16 protein-coding genes are annotated in these 19,052 nt (G+C 50.7%); 5 read left to right on the forward strand and 11 right to left on the reverse strand.

Annotated features, from left to right (window positions below):
- Nucleotides 1-154: 154 nt before the first annotated feature.
- The 3 genes from QGT73_RS14160 (at nucleotide 155) to QGT73_RS14170 (ending at nucleotide 6,513) form a co-directional block, all read left to right on the forward strand.
- A complete protein-coding gene (locus tag QGT73_RS14160) occupies nucleotides 155-2,446 on the forward strand; it encodes an inorganic phosphate transporter (protein WP_280122859.1) in 2,292 nt (763 codons plus the stop codon).
- Nucleotides 2,447-2,536: 90 nt separating this feature from the next.
- Nucleotides 2,537-5,185 (forward strand): calcium-translocating P-type ATPase, PMCA-type, encoded by a 2,649-nt coding sequence (locus tag QGT73_RS14165; RefSeq protein WP_280122860.1) that lies wholly within the window; start codon nucleotides 2,537-2,539, stop codon nucleotides 5,183-5,185.
- Between the two features lie 41 nt (nucleotides 5,186-5,226).
- Nucleotides 5,227-6,513 (forward strand): hemolysin family protein, encoded by a 1,287-nt coding sequence (locus QGT73_RS14170; RefSeq protein ID WP_280122861.1) that lies wholly within the window; start codon nucleotides 5,227-5,229, stop codon nucleotides 6,511-6,513.
- 65 nt (nucleotides 6,514-6,578) lie between these two features.
- Here the strand turns inward: QGT73_RS14170 and QGT73_RS14175 are convergent, their stop codons facing one another.
- The 3 genes from QGT73_RS14175 to QGT73_RS14185 all read right to left on the reverse strand — a co-directional run bounded on the left by QGT73_RS14175 (nucleotide 6,579) and on the right by QGT73_RS14185 (nucleotide 9,152).
- The gene (locus QGT73_RS14175) at nucleotides 6,579-6,824 is read right to left on the reverse strand and encodes a hypothetical protein (RefSeq protein WP_280122862.1); all 246 of its coding nucleotides are present in this window, start codon (nucleotides 6,822-6,824) and stop codon (nucleotides 6,579-6,581) included.
- Nucleotides 6,825-7,000: 176 nt separating this feature from the next.
- A complete protein-coding gene (locus QGT73_RS14180) occupies nucleotides 7,001-8,656 on the reverse strand; it encodes an ABC transporter ATP-binding protein (RefSeq protein WP_280122863.1) in 1,656 nt (551 codons plus the stop codon).
- Nucleotides 8,646-9,152 carry a hypothetical protein gene (locus QGT73_RS14185; protein ID WP_280122864.1) on the reverse strand — a complete coding sequence of 169 codons (507 nt, stop codon included), beginning with the start codon at nucleotides 9,150-9,152 and terminating at the stop codon, nucleotides 8,646-8,648. The genes QGT73_RS14180 and QGT73_RS14185 overlap by 11 nt, the downstream gene beginning before the upstream one ends.
- A 463-nt stretch (nucleotides 9,153-9,615) precedes the next feature.
- On the opposite strand from QGT73_RS14185, the gene QGT73_RS14190 reads away from it, so the two are divergent.
- Both QGT73_RS14190 and QGT73_RS14195 read left to right on the forward strand, forming a co-directional pair.
- Nucleotides 9,616-10,839 (forward strand): site-specific integrase, encoded by a 1,224-nt coding sequence (locus QGT73_RS14190; protein WP_280122865.1) that lies wholly within the window; start codon nucleotides 9,616-9,618, stop codon nucleotides 10,837-10,839.
- 21 nt (nucleotides 10,840-10,860) lie between these two features.
- Nucleotides 10,861-12,183 carry a site-specific integrase gene (locus QGT73_RS14195; RefSeq protein WP_234100802.1) on the forward strand — a complete coding sequence of 441 codons (1,323 nt, stop codon included), beginning with the start codon at nucleotides 10,861-10,863 and terminating at the stop codon, nucleotides 12,181-12,183.
- A gap of 58 nt (nucleotides 12,184-12,241) precedes the next feature.
- Here the strand turns inward: QGT73_RS14195 and QGT73_RS14200 are convergent, their stop codons facing one another.
- The 8 genes from QGT73_RS14200 to QGT73_RS14235 all read right to left on the reverse strand — a co-directional run bounded on the left by QGT73_RS14200 (nucleotide 12,242) and on the right by QGT73_RS14235 (nucleotide 18,963).
- Nucleotides 12,242-12,553, reverse strand: a complete 312-nt coding sequence (locus QGT73_RS14200; protein ID WP_016273983.1) for a helix-turn-helix domain-containing protein — start codon at nucleotides 12,551-12,553, stop codon at nucleotides 12,242-12,244.
- Nucleotides 12,550-12,843 (reverse strand): helix-turn-helix domain-containing protein, encoded by a 294-nt coding sequence (locus QGT73_RS14205; protein WP_016273984.1) that lies wholly within the window; start codon nucleotides 12,841-12,843, stop codon nucleotides 12,550-12,552. Before QGT73_RS14205 ends, QGT73_RS14200 begins: the two co-directional genes overlap by 4 nt.
- Nucleotides 12,844-12,875: 32 nt before the next feature.
- Nucleotides 12,876-13,175: a helix-turn-helix domain-containing protein gene (locus QGT73_RS14210; protein ID WP_280122866.1), complete on the reverse strand. Its 300-nt coding sequence runs from the start codon at nucleotides 13,173-13,175 to the stop codon at nucleotides 12,876-12,878.
- Between the two features lie 229 nt (nucleotides 13,176-13,404).
- A complete protein-coding gene (locus QGT73_RS14215) occupies nucleotides 13,405-13,821 on the reverse strand; it encodes a dihydrofolate reductase family protein (RefSeq protein ID WP_280122867.1) in 417 nt (138 codons plus the stop codon).
- A gap of 296 nt (nucleotides 13,822-14,117) precedes the next feature.
- On the reverse strand, nucleotides 14,118-15,434 hold the full coding sequence (locus QGT73_RS14220; protein ID WP_280122868.1) for a sigma-54-dependent transcriptional regulator: 1,317 nt from the start codon (nucleotides 15,432-15,434) through the stop codon (nucleotides 14,118-14,120).
- Nucleotides 15,409-17,733: an ATP-binding protein gene (locus QGT73_RS14225; protein ID WP_280122869.1), complete on the reverse strand. Its 2,325-nt coding sequence runs from the start codon at nucleotides 17,731-17,733 to the stop codon at nucleotides 15,409-15,411. Before QGT73_RS14225 ends, QGT73_RS14220 begins: the two co-directional genes overlap by 26 nt.
- Before the next feature lie 9 nt (nucleotides 17,734-17,742).
- Nucleotides 17,743-18,270, reverse strand: a complete 528-nt coding sequence (locus tag QGT73_RS14230) for a DMP19 family protein (protein ID WP_280122870.1) — start codon at nucleotides 18,268-18,270, stop codon at nucleotides 17,743-17,745.
- An 18-nt stretch (nucleotides 18,271-18,288) separates the two neighbouring features.
- On the reverse strand, nucleotides 18,289-18,963 hold the full coding sequence (locus tag QGT73_RS14235; RefSeq protein ID WP_280122871.1) for a hypothetical protein: 675 nt from the start codon (nucleotides 18,961-18,963) through the stop codon (nucleotides 18,289-18,291).
- Nucleotides 18,964-19,052 lie beyond the last annotated feature (89 nt).

The raw sequence follows: 19,052 nt of genomic DNA on the forward strand, positions 1-19,052 counted from the left end.
TGGTACGGTATATTAGAGTGTGGGAACTATAATATAGTGCGCCCTTTGCTGAATGCGCTGTATTTTTATTATTTTACTGTATTATTAACATCTCGAAATAAGTTTGAACAACTTCATATTTAATAACAGACATCACAAACAAATTCAGAATTACATGGACATACTATTTCTTGGTATAGTAATATTTCTCTTTCTGCTTGCAGTCTTTGACCTATCGGTGGGCGTGAGCAACGATGCCGTCAACTTTCTTTCGTCGGCTGTTGGCTCGAAAGCCGCCTCATTCAAGCGAGTCATGATTGTAGCAGCAATCGGAGTATTTGTCGGTGCGGCCATGAGCAACGGCATGATGGATGTAGCGCGCCACGGCATCTTTCAGCCTGAAAATCTATCTTTTTATGATGTCATAGCCATCTTCATGGCTGTGATGGTGACCGACATTATTCTGCTTGACATCTTCAACTCTCTCGGCATGCCCACGTCGACCACAGTTTCGATGGTGTTTGAGCTGCTTGGAGCCACATTTGTAGTGGCGTTGTTCAAGATTTCCGCCCCCGAAAGCACTCTTGGAATGGGCGACCTGCTCAACACCGAAAAAGCTCTTTCGGTTATTCTCGGTATATTCCTGTCGGTGGCCATAGCCTTTGTGTTCGGCACTGTCGTACAGTTTATCACCCGACTGATCTTCACCTTTGAATACAAAAGCAGACTCAAATGGAAGGTAGGCCTTTTCGGAGGCGTTGCCTGCACGGCTATCATATATTTCATGCTCCTGAAGGGCATCAAAGATCTCACCATAATGACTCCCGAGCTCAAGGCATGGATACACGACAACACCACCCTGATATTGCTTGTGTCATTTGCGTCATTCACATTGCTTACACAGTTGCTCTATCTGCTCAAGGTCAATGTGTTCAAGGTTGTGGTGCTTCTCGGCACATTCTCTCTGGCCATGGCCTTTGCCGGCAATGACCTTGTCAACTTTATCGGAGTCCCGCTCACGTCGCTTGCCTCCTATCAGGATTATATGTCATCGGGCGGGGGCAATCTGCATGGGTTCATGATGGACAGCCTCAATGGCCCGGCGTCGACCCCGTTTTACTATCTTATTGGAGCCGGCATGATAATGGTGGTCTCGCTCGCGACATCCAAAAAAGCCCGTCAGGTGACACAGACAACGGTCGGACTGAGTGCTCAAAGCCAGGGCGACGAGATGTTTGGTTCATCGCGCATAAGCCGTTCGCTCGTACGCCGCACTCTTGCCATACTCACCTGGATCAATGAACACACACCCCGGAGCGTCAAGCGTTGGATGGCACGCCGCATGGATGCCACCAACGCCCAGCCCGAGGATGGAGCGGCATTTGACCTCGTGCGCGGTTCGGTCAATCTGATGCTTGCAGGTGTGCTTATCGCATGGGGTACATCAATGAAGCTGCCTCTCTCCACGACTTTTGTCACCTTCATGGTGGCCATGGGCACATCGCTTGCCGACCGAGCCTGGGGGCGCGAAAGTGCAGTGTTCAGAATCACGGGCGTAATCTCCGTAATCGGCGGATGGTTTATCACCGCGGGCGTGGCCTTTATAGGAGCCGGCATTGTGGTGTGTCTTATGCATCTCGGCGGAGTGCCTGTAATGATAGCCGGAGGCGTGATAGCCCTGACACTCCTCATCCGCAGCAACATCCGCTTCAAAAACAAGAGCAAGGAAACCACCGACGACACTCTTTTCCAGACGATCCTGTCGACCGAAAATCCAGCTGATGTATGGCCGCTCCTGCGTATATATATCAATGAAAAAGAAAAGATGTTTTTGTCTTATGCCGCCGGAGTATATGACGATGTGGCCACAGGATTTATGAAAGAGGACACAAAAATGCTGTCGCGTGCCGAAAAATCTCTCTTGACCGAGAAGAATGTGCTCAAAAGCCAGCGGCGCAAACTCACTCTGTGTCTGCGTCAGGCCAGTCCGGAGACGGCCATGGAGAAGAGCACTTGGTTTCATCTGAGCAACAATATGGCAACCTCAATGACATACTGTCTGATAAGAATCAACGAGATATGCAAGGAGCATGTCGACAACAATTTCAGACCGTTGCCGCGGGAATTGTCCGCCACACTCGAAAATCTCAAAGAGCGGATTGTGTCAGTGCTGCACGACTCAGAGGCGGCGGTCGAGGAAAACAGTCCCGACACTATCGACATGCTGCGTCGCCGATGTGACGGCATAAAAGCCGAATTGTCACGACGTTCTCATGAGGTGTATGACAGGATAAGCAGCGGCGATGCCTCCAATCTGACTGTAACCTATGTCTACCTCAACTTTCTACAGGAAAGCCAGGAACTGGTGACATCGCTTAGAAAAATGCTTCGTGCGGCCGGCAAGCTCAACCTCGCGCCGAGAGTTTACCGCAGCTTCTCAGCGACATCTTCCGAAAAGGCGTCGTAAACTTTATGCAGATTATTTGTTTTATATGATGTATGGGGGATGTCGCGCAGGCCGTACATCTCCCCATACTATAATCACAACGTTTCTACTATGAGTCAACATCGCATCACAGGGCTGTCATCAGCCGAAGTGTCAGAAAGCAGAGCCCGGCATGGAGCCAACATACTGACGCCGCCCGAAGGCACTCCGCTCTGGCGTAAATTTCTTGACAAACTCTCCGACCCGATGATAATAATTCTGATTGTAGCCGGAGTGCTGTCACTGGGTATATCATGCTATGAGTATTTCGGCCTCGGACATGGCGCGGAGACATTTATCGAACCCATCGGTATATTCATCGCCATACTTCTTGCCACAGGTCTTGCCTTTTATTTCGAGCATAAGGCCGACAAGGAGTTTGACCTGCTCAATCAGGTGAGTGACGACGACCCGGTGCAGGTGATACGTGACGGTAATGTCACCGAGATACCCAAGCGAGATGTGGTCACCGATGACTGCGTGATGCTCTCGACAGGCAATGACATTCCAGCCGATGGTGTTCTGCTCGAAGCCGTGTCACTGACAGTCGACGAGTCGACCCTGACCGGCGAGCCGTCATGCGCCAAGACCACCGACCCGGCACACTTTGACAGCGAAGCAACATTCCCCTCCGACCATGTGCTCCGCGGCACTCGTGTACTCGAGGGTCACGGCATAATGAAGGTCACGGCCGTAGGCGACGCTACCGAAAATGGCAAAGTCTATACTGCGGCGCAGATTGACAACAGTGTACGCACTCCTCTCAACGAGCAGCTCGACCGTCTGGGCGGACTCATCTCAAAAATCAGTTATCTGCTGGCGGCAATCATCATTGTCGGACGTGTCATTATGTATTTTGTCAACAATGATTTCGACCTCCTGCCGTTTATCACCTACCTGCTTCAGTCGGTGATGCTGGCCGTGACGCTTATAGTCGTAGCGGTTCCCGAGGGATTGCCGATGGCGGTGACACTTAGTCTGGCCTATTCGATGCGTCGCATGCTCAAATCCAATAACCTCGTGCGCAAGATGCATGCTTGCGAGACCATGGGCGCGACAACGGTGATATGTACCGACAAGACCGGCACGCTGACCGAAAACCAGATGAGAGTCTTCGATACCGACTTCTTCATTCCCGAGTCTGACAGTACCCACATATATCTTGACATGGCGGTTAACTCGACTGCCGAAATCGATTTCTCGGGCGATAAGCCCAAAGTGTCGGGCAATCCCACCGAAGGGGCTCTCCTGCTCTGGCTCAACAGCAAAGGCATCGACTATCGCACGTTACGCGAGACCACCGACACCATTGCCGAACTGCCGTTCTCGACCGAACGTAAATATATGGCTACTGTTGTGCGTCTGTCCGACGGACGCGAAGTGCTCTATGTCAAAGGCGCGCCGGAAATCATCTTCGCGCTCTGTCACAATTATCCCAAGGGTGTCACCAAAGAGGGTGTCGACAGCATGCTTCTCGGCTATCAGGCCCAAGCCATGCGAACACTCGGATTTGCCTATCAAGAGCTGAAACCTGGCGACGCGACATTCAGCGACAACAGGATTACGGCCGACAATCTGACATTCATCGGTCTCGTAGCTATCTCCGACCCGGTAAGAGCCACCGTGCCGGCGGCTGTAAAAGAAGTACTCGATGCCGGTATCAAAGTGAAAATTGTGACAGGCGACACTCCCGGCACAGCTACAGAAATAGCCCGTCAGATAGGACTGTGGGACGACTCGACCGACAATGCCGACAATATAATTACAGGCGAAGAGTTTGCTCTCATTCCTGACGATCAACTGCCCCGTAAAGTAGATGACCTCAAAATTATAGCCCGAGCCCGCCCGATGGACAAAAAACGTCTTGTCGAGGCTCTGCAAAGCAACAACGAAGTAGTGGCCGTGACAGGTGACGGCACCAACGACGCGCCGGCTCTCAAGGCGGCCCATGTGGGCCTGTCGATGGGCGACGGCACTTCAGTGGCCAAGGAGGCAAGCGACATTACGATTGTCGACAATTCGTTCACCTCGATAGGCCGGGCTGTGATGTGGGGACGCTCGCTCTACCTCAACATCCAGCGATTCATACTGTTTCAGATGACAGTCAATGTAGTGGCCTGCCTAATCGTGCTTGCCGGCTCGTTTATGGGCATGCAGTCACCGCTCACTGTCACCCAGATGCTGTGGGTCAATCTGATTATGGACACCTTTGCAGCCATGGCTCTCGCCTCGCTGCCTCCGTCCGAGTCGGTGATGGATGACAAACCGCGGTCTCGCTCGGCATTTATCATAAGCCGCTCCATGTGGAGGTGGATTATCGGGACTGGCGGCATCTTTTTCCTGTTTTTGCTCGGATTGCTCTATTGCTTCGAACACACCGACATCACAAGTCTCACACAGATCGGTCGTGCGACATTCGGAGCCGACCGTGGTCTGACCCCCTATGAACTGTCGTTGTTTTTCACCATCTTCGTATTTCTCCAGTTCTGGAACATGTTCAATGCCCGAGCCTATGCCACCGGACGCTCCGCTCTTCATCTCGAGGGCTGCTCCGGCTTCGGACTTACGGCACTAATTATTGTCATCGGGCAGATATTGATTGTCACAGTCGGTGGCGAATTTTTCAGCGTGGTGCCTTTACGCCTGACCGACTGGCTCATCATCGTCGCAGGCACATCGGTCGTGCTGTGGGCGGGCGAACTGCTCCGACGACGACACTGACACCATTACCCTCTCTCTAACACAACATCTCGTCAACTTCTATGAGCGACATTATAATCATCATTCTTCTCATATTGCTCAACGGCATATTCTCTATGTCGGAGATAGCATTGATTTCGGCGCGCAAGTCAGGGCTTACATCCGACGCACGCCGCGGTAGCAAGTCGGCGGCCACCGCGCTTAAACTTGCCGCCGATCCGGACCGTTTTTTGTCAACGATACAGATAGGCATAACCCTCATCGGCATACTTACCGGTCTGTATTCAGGCGCGGCATTGGCCGACGATGTGGGGCTGCTTCTTCAGGAGTGGGGATTGCGCCCGAGTATTGCTCGAAATATCGGGCAGGTGCTTATAGTCGTTATAGTCACCTACCTTTCGATCGTTGTCGGAGAACTCGTGCCCAAGCGCATAGGTCTTGCGGCGGCCAATATTGTGGCCAAGATAGTGTCACGGCCTATGCATCTGCTATCGGTCATAGCCATGCCGGCTGTATGGCTTCTGTCCAGGTCGACAAGCATACTCGTAAGTGTGCTCGGACTAAAACGCGATGCCAATCCGGTGACTGAGGATGAAATCAAGTCGCTGATTCAGGACGGCACCGACGCCGGTGAAGTACGTAAAGTCGAGCAGGACATCATGGAGCGTACACTCATGCTCGGCGACCTGCGTATATCATCCATCATGACCCCGAAGGTCGATATTTCGGCTTTATGGCTCGATATGACAGTCCCCGACATCAAGCACCGACTTTCGGAAAATCTTCACAACTCCTACCCGGTGTTCTGCGATCGGGCCCAAGGCTCTGTCTGCGGAGTGGTATCCCTGAAGCAACTGATACTCACGCTTGACTCTCAGGGGTTTCAACTCAGCAATGTCATCAGTGAGCCGGTATACTTTCCCGAAAGCATGAGCGTGTATGACGCTCTCGATCAGCTCAAGACCAAGAATGTACATTTTGCCCTGGTCACCGACGAGTTTGGCGATGTAGCAGGCATCATAACCCCGAGCGACATTCTTGACGGCCTTGTAGGTGAATTTTCGGCTCCCGCCAAGACTCCGGCCATCGCACCTACCGATGTCGAAGGAGTGTGGAGTGTCGACGCACAGATTTCGTTCTACGACTTTCTGCATAACTTTGATCTTGACGAGCTGTATCGTCCTGCATCCTACTCCACACTCGGAGGATTTCTACTTGAGGAGCTACGCCACATCCCGGCTGTCGGAGAGTGCTGTCAGTGGCATGATATCACATTTGAAATCACAGACATGGACGGAGCCAAAATCAGCCGCGTACTGGTTACACTGCCCGTCGGCCTGTCTCAATAGCGAATTTGCCACGACAGAAGTATGCCAAATAAAGTATTGCGGATATGCGGTGAACCTTTTTTGTCTTAAGATGGGCCGGCAGGGCGGCAGGGGCTGTATGAAGTCGAACACAGCGAGACGATCACACTTTCGGCCGAGCCGCAGTAACGCGCGTCGGGACTGCGGCAGCTCTTATAATCTTCCAGTTTGGGATAACTCTCAAGAGCTTCCTGAGACCAGGTGAGGGTTGTGGCGGCGGTATAGGCTATACGTATATGGTTGTGATGGCCGTTATAGAGTATGTATTTGGTGTCGTTGTTAAAAGCGAGCATTCTATAGCTTCATGCCGGTATCTCAAAGTCACCGCCATTCTGTCCGGCCAACTCGTATCGCCATATTCTTCCCTATTGCCCGGCAGATATGGATATTGATCCGGTTATGTAGAAATAACACACCGTGTGATGGTCCATATTATGGTCAGGGAGATTGCGTTATCAATGTGTCGGGCCTACAGGTTTATGACATCTGTACAATAATCGAGAGCCGCTTTACGGTGGGTCACCATAATCACGGTGCACTTTGGCGAGAAATGCTGCCGGAGACGCGACAGGAGCTCTCTTTCGGTAGCAAGGTCAAGTGACGATGTCGGTTCGTCCAATAGCAATATGTGTCCTTGTTTCAGCAATCCGCGGGCAATGGCTATTCGCTGGGCCTGACCTTCGCTGAATCCTCCGCCCCCCTCAAAACACTCGGTGTCGAGACCGTCGGGAAGTTCGAGCACAAACTCGGCCGCAGCCGTAACGAGAGCGCGCCGCATCTCTTCATCCGTCGCCATCGGATTGGCCAGCAGCAGATTGTCGCGTATGGTGCCACACATCAGAGTGTTGCCCTGAGGCACATACACGATGTCGCGTCTCGCTCCGGGAGTGATGACCAAGGCCTCCTGACGATCATCGTAATATATCTCCGCACGGCCTGAAGTGGGCTCCACAAGTCCGAGCAGGATTCTGAGCAATGTGCTTTTTCCCACCCCTGTCGCACCTGTCACGCAAGTGATACTGCCGGGCACGAAGTCGTGGGTGAGATGATTGAGTATCATTTCCTCTCCGTCGGGATAGCGATAGCACACATCAGTCAGACGCAGGCCCGGCGCGGAATTGATACTGACCGGAATAGCGGAATAATCCTCGGTGGGGCTCGACAGTATATCATCGACACGGCCTATGGCTACAGAGGCATTGATGAATGACGGCACACGACGTGCGAGGTCAACAACCGGCCTTTGCACCTGTGAGACGAGTTGCAGAAACGCGGTCATCATGCCAAACGAGACTGCTTCGGTAGATAGTCCATAGGCACACCATAGAAATGCGACCGTATAACCTGTCATGAATCCTGCCGTCACGGCACTGTTGGAGTAAATGGATATGGATGTGCGTTTCAGCAGCTTGCCGGTCAGATCTGACTGCATCTCTCCAAATCGGGTCGTGCGCCTATCTGCCCCCATTATGGTCGAAAGCAGTGTGCGGTGACGCAGACTCTCCTGAAGAAATGAGTGCACATCGCTCTCGGCGGCTCTGATTTTTTCAGTAAGACGACGTGTCCTTTTGACATATGCTTTGCTCACGAGCATGGCCAGCGGCATAATGAACACTATCGCGGCCGCCATCCTCACGTCAAGTATCGCCAGAAACACAAAGGCTCCGGCAAGCTGCAACATCACGGTAAGAACCCCGGGCACAGTAGCGCATGTCAGCGATGCGAGCGTGGCAACATCGTCATGCAGACGGCTCATAGCATCACCGGTCTGCATGGCTCCACGTCCGCTCCAACGTTCACACAGCATATGATACAGCAGCCTGCGGCGCATATTATCGGCATATCGCGTATAGGCTACGCTCTCAAGCCTACGTCTCAGGGCCGGCAACAGCAATTGTGACAAAAGACACGCCACAAGCAACATCACAAGACTCGTCGGAATAGTATGGGCGGGAGCTACCGCCGCATCGACTATCGACTTGGTGGTCCAGACAAACAACAGCGACACTCCGACATTGACACATCCGGTCAAAGCCGTGGTCGCGACACGCAGTCGCGAGCCGCCCGATTCCTGCCATATGCGTCTCATGGTGTGGCGCATGGATGCCGATTGCTTATCTGCCATAATGCTCAATCTTCAAATACATATTCAAACACCTTACATACAGACGTCTCATCGGTGCCGGCATGCGTTGCATAAGTGCCGCCAGCCGGCTCATGACCGAGCCTGACACCTCATATCCGTCGCGCTCTATGCCCACTATTTTACCGATTACATCAGCATATCGGCACCTTTCGGTCTGATACAGATTGGTGTCACCCATAAGTATCACACCATCAGGCAGCACCTGCGAGATACGATGGAGAAACACACCTCGCGGATGTTCGCAAAAAGCAAGCACAATATCTGAACGGCTATATTCGGAGGTCCTGCTTATATATACAGTGTCTGTATCAGGCCGGAGTGCAGGCCACATGCTGAAACCTTTAGGCGAAAATTTAACAATTCCACCTTCTGAAAGACGCAGATTCACAGCCTCAAACCATTCGAGGTTGCGGACGCTGTCATAACCGGCGGCCTTCCGGGTCTGACAATGTGATATTGATTCCGATCCTTTCATATCTGTCAATAAGGCTTATACAAAATTTAAGGCAACTTAATTGCAACAAACCTTGACGAAACAAAGATAGGAAGAATTCGCGAGACTATGGCAATAAATGGGGAATAAAGTAATGTGTTGAGAGTTAGGAGAGATTGGCGTTGTTCGTCCGAAGGGTGCTTTCGGCGGAAAATTCGGTTTTTGGAAGGGTTAGGAGATAGAATCGCTACCTATCCGTTGCCTTTTTCCTATCCGGAATCCGGTCTTGAAGACGGTTTTGCCGATGGATGATTATCCCTGTCTTATGTCATAGAACCCGCTTGTCAGGCATCTTTGCTACTGCAAATTTAGCGATTTTCTCTGGCATTGCGAAGAAATATAGGCTCCGGGATGGCATCTGTGATTCCTATTCGTGGTTCCGCTACGTTTTGCATACCTACAAATTACTCTATATCAGTTAATTTTGCAAACAAAGAATAGAGCTATGAAACAGAGCGGATTAAAGGTTTCGTTCTACCTTAAAAAGAGCGAGATGTCGGATGACGGTCTGTGTCCGGTGATGGGGCGTATAAACGTAGGCAGATACTCGGAGGCAGCTTTCAGCGCGAAACTCTCGGCATCACCTAAGGCATGGATGCTCGGCCGTGCCACTGGCAAGAGCGCCGCGTCAAGGGAAATCAACCGCCAGCTTGACGAAATCAGGGCAAGCGCACTTTCCGTCTATCAGGAACTGTCGGCTGTCCGCATGGGCGTGACCGCCGATGATGTGAAGTGCCAGATACAGGGGATGGCTTTCGGACAGGAAACGCTGATGGGATATTTCAGCACATTCATAGAGAACTTCGCAAAGCGTGTCGGTGTGAACCGGGTTCATGGCACACTGAAATCATACAATTACACCTACAAATGCCTGGCAACATTTCTGGAAACGGAGTATAAGCTGTCGGATATTCCGTTTACGGCTATCGACCGTTCCTTCATAGGCAAGTATGACATCTACCTGCGTACACAGCGCCGACTCGCCACCTCCACCGTGGGCTTTCATACAACACGGTTGAAGATGATAGTCTCGGAGGCTATCACCGACGGCATCATAACCGCAGATCCTTTTGCCGGATATGAGGCAGAAAAGCCGCAGCGTGAGCAGAAGTTTCTTACTTCGGAGGAACTCCACCGGATTATGACGACACCGCTCCACGACAGCCGTCTGTACCATGTCCGCGATCTCTTCCTGTTCTCCTGCTATACAGGCATTCCATACGGCGATATGTGTCTTCTGACGGAAGATAATCTTGAAACTGCCGAGGACGGTACGGTCTGGATCAGGTCCTCGCGAAAAAAGACGAAGGTGGAATATGAGATACCGTTGCTTGAGCTGCCATTGAGAATTATCGAGAAATACCGGGGAATGGCACCTGAAGGGAAACTCCTGCCGATGTACAGCAACTCCACACTGAACGCATATCTGAAAAGGATTGCCAAGATATGCGGCATAGAGCGCAGGCTGGTCTATCACTGCGGGCGTCATACCTACGCCACCGAGATCACGCTTGCACATGGTGTGCCTCTTGAGACCGTCAGCCGTATGCTGGGCCATAACCGGATTACCACGACGCAGATTTACGCGAAAGTGACCGATGACAAAATCGGGACAGACACACAGAACCTTGACAGCCGGATAGCGTCACGCTTCACTGTCGCCATTTAATAAACCAAAACCCACATAGTCATGAAAAAGGATAAAGACAACAATACACCCAAACGGCGTAGCACATTCGCCATCCTCTTCTATATCAACCGGACAAAAGTCCGCAAGGACGGAACATGCCAGCTTCTGTGCAAGGTCAGCATAGACGCCGAATGGGAGCAGATAGGAACGAAAGTGTCTGTGAACCCGGATATCTGGAACCCCGAAAAAGGACGGGCGGACGGGCGCAGTGCCAATGCAGTCACCGTGAACCGCGCCATAGACTCGCTGACAGCTGAGATAAACGAACATTACGAGGATATAAGGCGCAGCCTTGGCTTCGTCACCGCCGAGCTTGTTAAGAACGCCATGAAGGGCATCGGGCGCAAGCCATCGACCCTTTTGGCTCTTTTCCGTGAACATAACGAGGAATTCCACAAGCGTGTGGGTGTAGACCGCACAAAGGAATCATACGAAAGCTATCTCAACTCATACCGTCATCTATCTGCATTCGTAACCGGGAAACGGGATATGGATGATGTGCCGCTCCGTGCGCTTGACAGGTCTTTTTATGACGATTTCGAGGTGTTTCTCGGCGCAGACCGTGGACTCAAGCCCAAATCGGTTCACGAACACCTGTACCGTCTGAAGAAGATGACGATGCGAGCAGTCAGCCAGGGCACGCTCCGCCGTGACCCATATGCGAGGCTCCATCCACCGTTGCCACGTCGCAAGAGCCGCCACATGAGGCTTGACGATCTGAAACTGCTTATGGAAAAACAGATAGATGCCCCAAATCTCCAAAGGGTGCGCGATTGGTTCATCTTCTCGACATTCACAGGGCTGGCATACGCAGATCTTAAACAGTTGACTGAGGATGACATATCCCAGGCTCCGGACGGTACGTGGTGGATACATGTAAACAGGCAAAAGACGGGCAGTCGCTCGGCGATACGCCTGCTTGACATCCCAATGCGGATAATGGAGAAATACAGGGACGAGCGGCAGGACGGTAAGATTTTCAATCTTTATAGCAGAACCTATTTGATAAAACTTACCCGGCAGCTCGGCAAGGAGTACGGTTTCTGCCTTACCTTCCACAAGGCGAGGCATAATTTCGGAACACATATCACTCTGTCGATGGGCGTTCCCATTGAGACAGTAAGCCGAATGATGGGACATAAGAGCGTTACCACGACACAGATATACGCCCAGGTGACTGACCGCAAGGTTGATGAGGACATGAAGCGTCTGCGTATGCAGGCATCAAGTGCTGAAATTACCCTTATTGACGAAAGCATGGATAAGGAAATGGCAAAGAGAAGGAAATATAAATTCAGGAACAAGACGGGAAACGGCCTGTGATTGCAGACCGTTCCCGCCTATGCCTGATAGCAGCGCATATTGCGGAACTCAGCGGCTCTTAGAGCCACTTCTGTTCCTCCACGCATTTACGGTGCGCCTTTTCAAGAAGGCTCTGTATCTCGGATTCCCGGTACAGGGCCTTTCCCTGTACAATGTAGTAAGGGATAAGACGAGCGGTGCGGTATTCCTGCAAGGTGCGCCGGCTCACTTTCAGCAGGCGCGACAGCTCCTCGTCAGTGAGGAACCTGTCCCCCTTGAACATGGGGCGTGCGACCGATTCAACTTGTCCGAGCGCCTGCCCGATGTTTCCGAGGCGGCGCAACAGGTCCGCCACACGCGGATCCTGCCTGTCGATAAAATAATGGCTCATAGCTGTGATGTGTTTGGGTGATACGACGACTGTAATAGTCTCTCTACATCCTCCGGACGGTAGAAGAGCTTGTTCCTGATACGGCTGAATGGCAGGATGCCTTTGTCGCGGTAGGTCTGCAAGGTGCGCTTTGAGATTCCGAGGATGTTGCACACGTCCTCGTTGTCGAGCCATTTCTTAAGGCCGATGTCCTCATTCTTCCGGCTCAGCAGTTCGGATTTTTCCTCGATTTCCCTGATTCTGGAGAACAGGGCATCGAAGGTTCTGATGTCCATGCTTATTATTTCCATGATGTTACGGTTTTTAGATTTTACGATATGTTTCAGTGGCTCACGGCGGCGGGTAGCGACTTCCCTTTCATCTGTAGGAATTCCTGTATCTCGGATGCCTTGTAGTAGGTACGCCCGTCTATCATGTAATAGCGGATAAGCTTCTTCTGTCGGTATCTCGCAAGGGTGCGCTTGGTGACGCCGAGCAACCGGCACAGGTCGTAGTTGTCGAGCAGCGTGTCGCCGTCCAGACAATCCTTGAGCTTGTTCATCCGCTCGAATGCCCTCTCCATCTTGTCAAAGCGTTCCATGAGCGAGGTAAACATCTTATGCACTGTTTCATTATATGGCATAGCTGATTTTTTTGATGTAAATGAATTGGTTTGCTTTACACCGTGTTGCGCAATCGGTTATACTACACATATTGGCTAATGCCGTGCCACCGCCTCCAAAAGGCATGACAAGACACCGATATTCATCAGAATATCAGTAAGATAAAAATATTCAAACGTAAAATAATGGAAATCAGAGGTCTTGCAAAATGCAAGACTTTCCGGCGGTATGCAATAGTCTATTGCGAGATTATCGCGCTTTGCGTCGGTAAATATTTCGGCAAATCCCGTTCTTTAACCGGGTGGATTTGCTTAATATCCACCCTGACGGCACGCCGTTTTGAAAGGTATGGGTTCCTGTACCTGCAATCTCAGGCAGAATGTGGATTACCAGTTCGTCTATTATATTGTAACGGAAGAGCCGTGTCATAAGATCCATACCGTCCAGATCCGACACTTCGGCGGTGTATATGCAGGATTTATCGGTGCTGCCTTTGTCACACACAAGGTCAAGGACCGGGTAATCCGCTTCGAGTGTGTATGTGCCTATGTCATGCCAAAAACGGAAGCCTTTGGCATCGGTCATAAGCCAACGCATCCGGGGATTGTCGGCATCCGGGAGGAAACCGTCGATAGTCATTGCCGTTATGATGCGTACCGTTGCCATGTCGTTTCATTTCTCTGTTATACAGCAAAAGAAAAAAGCGCGATGTCCACGCACTCAGACAGCGGTTCTGGCAAAACCGTAAGGAGAATACGCAACACCACGCTATGCGATACGCACAGCATAAGCATTACGCAATGATTCTCCTTAAACATCAACTGCCAGATTTCTGTCTGAGACTCTTGCGAACTTATGTATGTAAAGGCGGGCATATCGGAATACGCCTGCCTGTATTTTCTATTTCACGCCCCAAAGTTACAAAAAAGTAGCGAGAAGGGCTGTATGCCAAGGCATAAATGTTACTTTATACCGTACTTATTCATCTTACGGTATAATGTCGTAGGATTGATGTTGAGCATTTTCGCCGCCTTGGTCTTGTTGCCGTTGCATGATTCCAAGGTGCGGATGATAAGCTGCTTTTCAGCATCGTCATCTTTGATTGGGCGCAAATCGGGAACGATTTTTGCGACATTATCATTTGATGTTTTGCGGATATTCAAGTCCGAGACTGCGATAACGGTTGTCTTTGAAATCAGCACTGCCCTGCGCACCCGGTTCTGAAGCTCGCGGATATTGCCGCTCCATGAGTGTGCCAGCATAAGCCGCTCGGCATCCGGGCTGAATCCGGAGGTTTCCTTGTGAAGCTCATCCGAAAACTTCTTGCGGAAGAATTCTGCCAGCGGGAGGATGTCTTCGGGACATTCCGCAAGGGATGGCTGGTGTATCTCGAACTCGCAGAGGCGGTGATACAGGTCCTCACGGAAACGCCCATCGGCGATGGATTTCTCCATATCCTCGTTGGTTGCCGCCACTATGCGCACATCGGCACGGCGTTCCGTGTTTCCACCGACAGGCATATAGACATTCTCCTGCAATACCCTCAATAATGATGACTGTGTGTGATAAGGCAACGTGCCGATTTCGTCAAGGAACAGTGTGCCGCCTTTCGCCGCGTCAAAATATCCTTTTCTGTCGGAATCCGCACCCGTGAAAGCTCCCTTGACATGACCGAAGAACATGGAGGCTGTAAGTTCCGGTGGGATGGCACCGCAGTTCACCGCGACAAACGGCTCGTCTTTTCTTGGGCTGTTGAAATGAATGGTACGGGCTATGGACTCCTTGCCGGTTCCGTTGGCACCGAGAATCAGTACCGATATGTCAGCGGGGGCCACAAGCTCCGCCAGATGCAACGCCTCACGCGCCTTCGCGCTGTCACGCTTGAAAAGCCGTTCAAGCGAATGCTGTATGGTCACGGCCGGATGTACCAGTTCCTTCACAACTTCGAACAGTCGCTCCCTATGTACCGGCTTGGGAAGATAGTCCTGCGCGCCCATCTTTATGGCTTTGACAGCATCGGGATATGAGGCGTATTCCGTCATGATTACGATCGGAATTCCGGGTTTCTCTTTCTTCAGCCATGCAAGTAATGACAGGCCATCCCCTTCGGGCAGGCGTACATCAGAGAGTATCAGGTCAAAATCCACTTTGCGTATATGCCTGCGTGCCACGACGGCATCTATTGCTGTCGTGACTTCATACCCCTCGCGTGCGAGCCAGTCCTTCTGCATCTGGGAGAGGGTCACGTTGTCCTCAACTATCAGTATTTTGCTCTTCATCCCTTATCGTCTTCAGTTCTTCGTTTATATTCTCAATCAGATTCTCCATTGCCGTAATCACACCGGCGGCGGTTTTCTTGATGTCCGCAGGTGTAGAATTCCTGTCCCACAGAGATTTCCTCAACGGTTGCAGGCAGCTTTCAATACCGAGCATTTCCCATACGGGCTTAATCCTGTGTAGTATGGCCGAAACGCCATTCCTGTCGTCATGCCCGATATTCTTTTTCAGGACAGCTATCTCTGTGGAAGTCGATTCCGAAAGTCCCTTCAATATCTTTACCGGCTCGGTCACGTTTTCAACGAGCGGTGAAAAGTCAATCCGTACATCATCCGGGACCATAGGTTTCTCCATTACCATTGATATCCGTTCAAGCAGTTCCTGCATCGAGAATGGCTTGAAGATGCATCCGGAGAATCCGCGTTTTAACAGAGGTTTGCTATCGTCATCGTCCCTGGCGGTCATTGCCACTATGGGGATTGTCCTTGAATTGCCGATATTTGACTTGCGCAACAGTTCGATCAATGCGAACCCGTTGGTGCCTGGCATATTTATGTCCGTAAGTATTAAGTCGAAATCTCGTTTACGCATCGCCTTTACCACATCCGAGGCTGTGGCACATACGGCACAAGAGACCGCGTTGCGCTCAAGCATCTCGCTTACGATATCACGCTGTAGCGGGTCGTCATCGATTACTATCACGTTATGCGGCAGGCGCGATACTCCGGCTGGCTTTGCTTCCTGGATATCGGCCGTCTCTATATTTCCGGTAAGTTCAAGCGGTATGGCAATATGGAAAGTTGTACCTTTGCCGACATTGCTGATCACGTCAATAGTTCCGCCAAGCATGGTTATCAGACCTTTCGTAATGGAAAGTCCGAGTCCGAACCCCTCAATATGCTCCACGTTGTCGGCACGTTCGAACGGCCTGAATATGCGGTCAACGGTTTCCTCCGACATTCCGATACCAGTGTCGCTTATATCCATAACCAGCCGGTCGCCGTCGTATGAAGCCGCGATTCCAACGGAACCGGATTGAGTGAACTTGACGGCATTAGACAGCAGGTTGTCTGCAATCTGTTCTATCCGGTCCTCATCTCCTGTTACCGTCACATCAATATTCCTGTAATCGTGCTTGAACAGCAACCCCTTGTCATTGATTATCTGCGCCGCACCTATTGCTATTCTGTCAAACAATACGTTCAGTCTGAACGGGACATTGTTCGGGGTCTCCTTAGCTTCGTTGAGCCTATAGACATCCAGCAGATTGTTAAGAAGGTGGACTACGTGGCGGCAAAGGTACCGCGCGTTGTTCAGGTAGCCGTCGCGTTTCCTTTTGTCGCGGGTGTCGATGGCGAGTTCTGCACTGCCGCTTATCACGTTGAGCGGACCGCGTATATCATGGGATATGGTGAGGATGATTTTCTTGCGCATTTCAAGCAGCGACCGGTTCTGCCGTATGCTTTCCTCAAGTTTTTTCTTGTTCCGGTCTCTTCGCTGCATATCGCGGTGTATTATGACAAAAGAAACGAACAGCATCAGTAAGGTAATGGCTGTTAGTACACCTATATCACGATATGATTCTTCACGGGTAGCTGCAATCTCAAATTCCTGCTGTCGGAGATCAGCCTGGGCCTTACCGTCAAGATAACTAATCAGATTCTGCAAGCGGATATTAAGATTTCTGTTTTGTTGTGACAGACTATCAGCCTGTGCTTTAAGTTTTTCGTTCTGCGCCCTGCGCTCAGCCATAAGACTGCGGTTGAAACTAAGTATAGTTGTCGTGGTAGATGGCTCAGGTTCTTCTTTTTTGCCGAAGATGCCGAGGAATCCCTTACGCTTCGGCTTCTTTGGCTCTTCTTTGGCAATCTGGCGAGCTATCACGGGCAGTTTGTTGGCCATCTCGTCACCGAGAGACTTTTGGCGCCGGTATATTTCTGCAAGCTGGAGCAATTTCTTCTCCTTGTCCTCAAGAAGAATACGGAGACTGTCTATGTCGGCTGCTTCCGAAATGAAAATCCGGCTGAACTCACACAGTGTGCTGTCTATATGCATACGTTCTTGACGATAATCCCCCCGTTCTGTTTCAGTCCATTCAAATGCTGTCTCGCCCATCATTGTCAACGATGTTAGGCGCATGTTCAATCGGTTAATCTCACAGCGGACATTATTGGTATTACGAGACTCTGTTTCCATAGAAACCAATGTCTGCTCCTCATTGTAATAGGCATAGCCTATGGTGGCAATCAGGATAAGTATCAGCATATAGCCTAAAACGATCGGGATTCGGGATGTATCCATATGAATAATTCATTTTAACAGCACATACCATTCGGTCATTTCTGTGAGAAACTCCTGCAGATGCTGTTTGATGTATGTGCCTATCATCGTGTAGAGTTGCCGGTCATTCCTCATCAAGGCATAGTACTCATCATCGAAGGCATCAAAGAGCTTCTCTTTATACCCGTGGGCGAATCCTTCCTTCGTTCCGTCCCATACCGATTGCAGTTCATCCCGGTTGGCGGCATATTGGTTGTTGGCTCGTTTCACGACATCAGCGATCCGGTCTGCTCCAAGCTTGACAAAGGTGTCCTCGGCTTTTTGCGCACGTTCGCCACCGGAATTGTAGTAGTATTGGTTGAAACCGCCATTGATGACCTCCGCGTGCAGTTCCACCGCACACATTATGCTGTCGAACACTTCGCACTCCATGTCACTTGCCAGTTCTCCGTCTATATATTTCCGGCAGAGTTTATCGGCAGGAAGACGCTCAATCAACTCTTCCGTTATCTGTTCGGAGCATCTTATCCCGAACAGTTTCTTTATCCATTGCATCATTGATTTCGGTTTTTATTATTACTTGAACATATTTTTTTCATTACCGTGTAAGACATATTCCGGCCTTTTATCAAGCAGTATGAACTGCGGCAACTGTTGCGCCCGCTTCCACATTGCCGGATTGTACGACCATAACACGGGAAGTTCCACTGGAGAATGCTGGAAGAAGTAACGCTTTGTTTCAAGACTTGGTAATATGGATATTATTGCTCCGTTGCCTTCCATACTCGGATGATAGCAGAAACGGAAACTCATATAGACATATCCGGGGCTTCCTTTCCGGGCGTCAATTTCAAGAGACTCCACAATCGTGTCCTCTTGTGTTTCCTCACTGTCGCTACGCTCGTCTGTTTCGGGAAGACCGCTGTCGTTGTCAAGATTTAGTTCCGGGAAATTCAATATCCCATCCACGGTTGAAAGCATGACACAGGCATTATACCGCTCATGCTTCCTTATGGATTGATCCGGTACTGTGACGCGGAGCAGCACCCAGCAGGAATCCTCCTCAATCAAAGCTTTCTCTATAGCAAATCTGACCTGCGGACGTTCCAACGGACGCAATTTTCCGTGAATGATTCGATAAGCCCTGTTACAGCCTGAATTGTTCACTTCACTCAGACAGATCCGTGAATCCTGAGCAGCACCGGTTTTGCGGATTGTGGCACATCGGGTCAAGCCGAAATGGCGGTGCATGGATTTTGAGAAAAGTGTTAAATTTGCGGTATGAAAACCGCAGATGCAATATGGATGTGCCTGCCCGAGGGCATGGACGAACTATTTGA

It is taken from the genome of Duncaniella muricolitica (assembly GCF_910574735.1).
GTDB classification, from domain to species: Bacteria; Bacteroidota; Bacteroidia; order Bacteroidales; family Muribaculaceae; genus Duncaniella; species Duncaniella muricolitica.

Excerpts from the sequence above, each read along its gene's own strand:
- QGT73_RS14190 (WP_280122865.1), top strand. The coding sequence starts at position 9,616 with ATGAAACAGAGCGGATTAAAGGTTTCGTTCTACCTTAAAAAGAGCGAG.
- QGT73_RS14160 (WP_280122859.1), top strand. The coding sequence starts at position 155 with ATGGACATACTATTTCTTGGTATAGTAATATTTCTCTTTCTGCTTGCA.
- QGT73_RS14225 (WP_280122869.1), bottom strand. The coding sequence starts at position 17,733 with ATGGATACATCCCGAATCCCGATCGTTTTAGGCTATATGCTGATACTT.
- QGT73_RS14220 (WP_280122868.1), bottom strand. The coding sequence starts at position 15,434 with ATGAAGAGCAAAATACTGATAGTTGAGGACAACGTGACCCTCTCCCAG.
- QGT73_RS14210 (WP_280122866.1), bottom strand. The coding sequence starts at position 13,175 with ATGCCATATAATGAAACAGTGCATAAGATGTTTACCTCGCTCATGGAA.
- QGT73_RS14215 (WP_280122867.1), bottom strand. The coding sequence starts at position 13,821 with ATGGCAACGGTACGCATCATAACGGCAATGACTATCGACGGTTTCCTC.
- QGT73_RS14200 (WP_016273983.1), bottom strand. The coding sequence starts at position 12,553 with ATGAGCCATTATTTTATCGACAGGCAGGATCCGCGTGTGGCGGACCTG.
- QGT73_RS14235 (WP_280122871.1), bottom strand. The coding sequence starts at position 18,963 with ATGCACCGCCATTTCGGCTTGACCCGATGTGCCACAATCCGCAAAACC.
- QGT73_RS14230 (WP_280122870.1), bottom strand. The coding sequence starts at position 18,270 with ATGATGCAATGGATAAAGAAACTGTTCGGGATAAGATGCTCCGAACAG.
- QGT73_RS14195 (WP_234100802.1), top strand. The coding sequence starts at position 10,861 with ATGAAAAAGGATAAAGACAACAATACACCCAAACGGCGTAGCACATTC.
- QGT73_RS14165 (WP_280122860.1), top strand. The coding sequence starts at position 2,537 with ATGAGTCAACATCGCATCACAGGGCTGTCATCAGCCGAAGTGTCAGAA.
- QGT73_RS14170 (WP_280122861.1), top strand. The coding sequence starts at position 5,227 with ATGAGCGACATTATAATCATCATTCTTCTCATATTGCTCAACGGCATA.
- QGT73_RS14180 (WP_280122863.1), bottom strand. The coding sequence starts at position 8,656 with ATGGCAGATAAGCAATCGGCATCCATGCGCCACACCATGAGACGCATA.
- QGT73_RS14185 (WP_280122864.1), bottom strand. The coding sequence starts at position 9,152 with ATGAAAGGATCGGAATCAATATCACATTGTCAGACCCGGAAGGCCGCC.
- QGT73_RS14205 (WP_016273984.1), bottom strand. The coding sequence starts at position 12,843 with ATGGAAATAATAAGCATGGACATCAGAACCTTCGATGCCCTGTTCTCC.
- QGT73_RS14175 (WP_280122862.1), bottom strand. The coding sequence starts at position 6,824 with ATGCTCGCTTTTAACAACGACACCAAATACATACTCTATAACGGCCAT.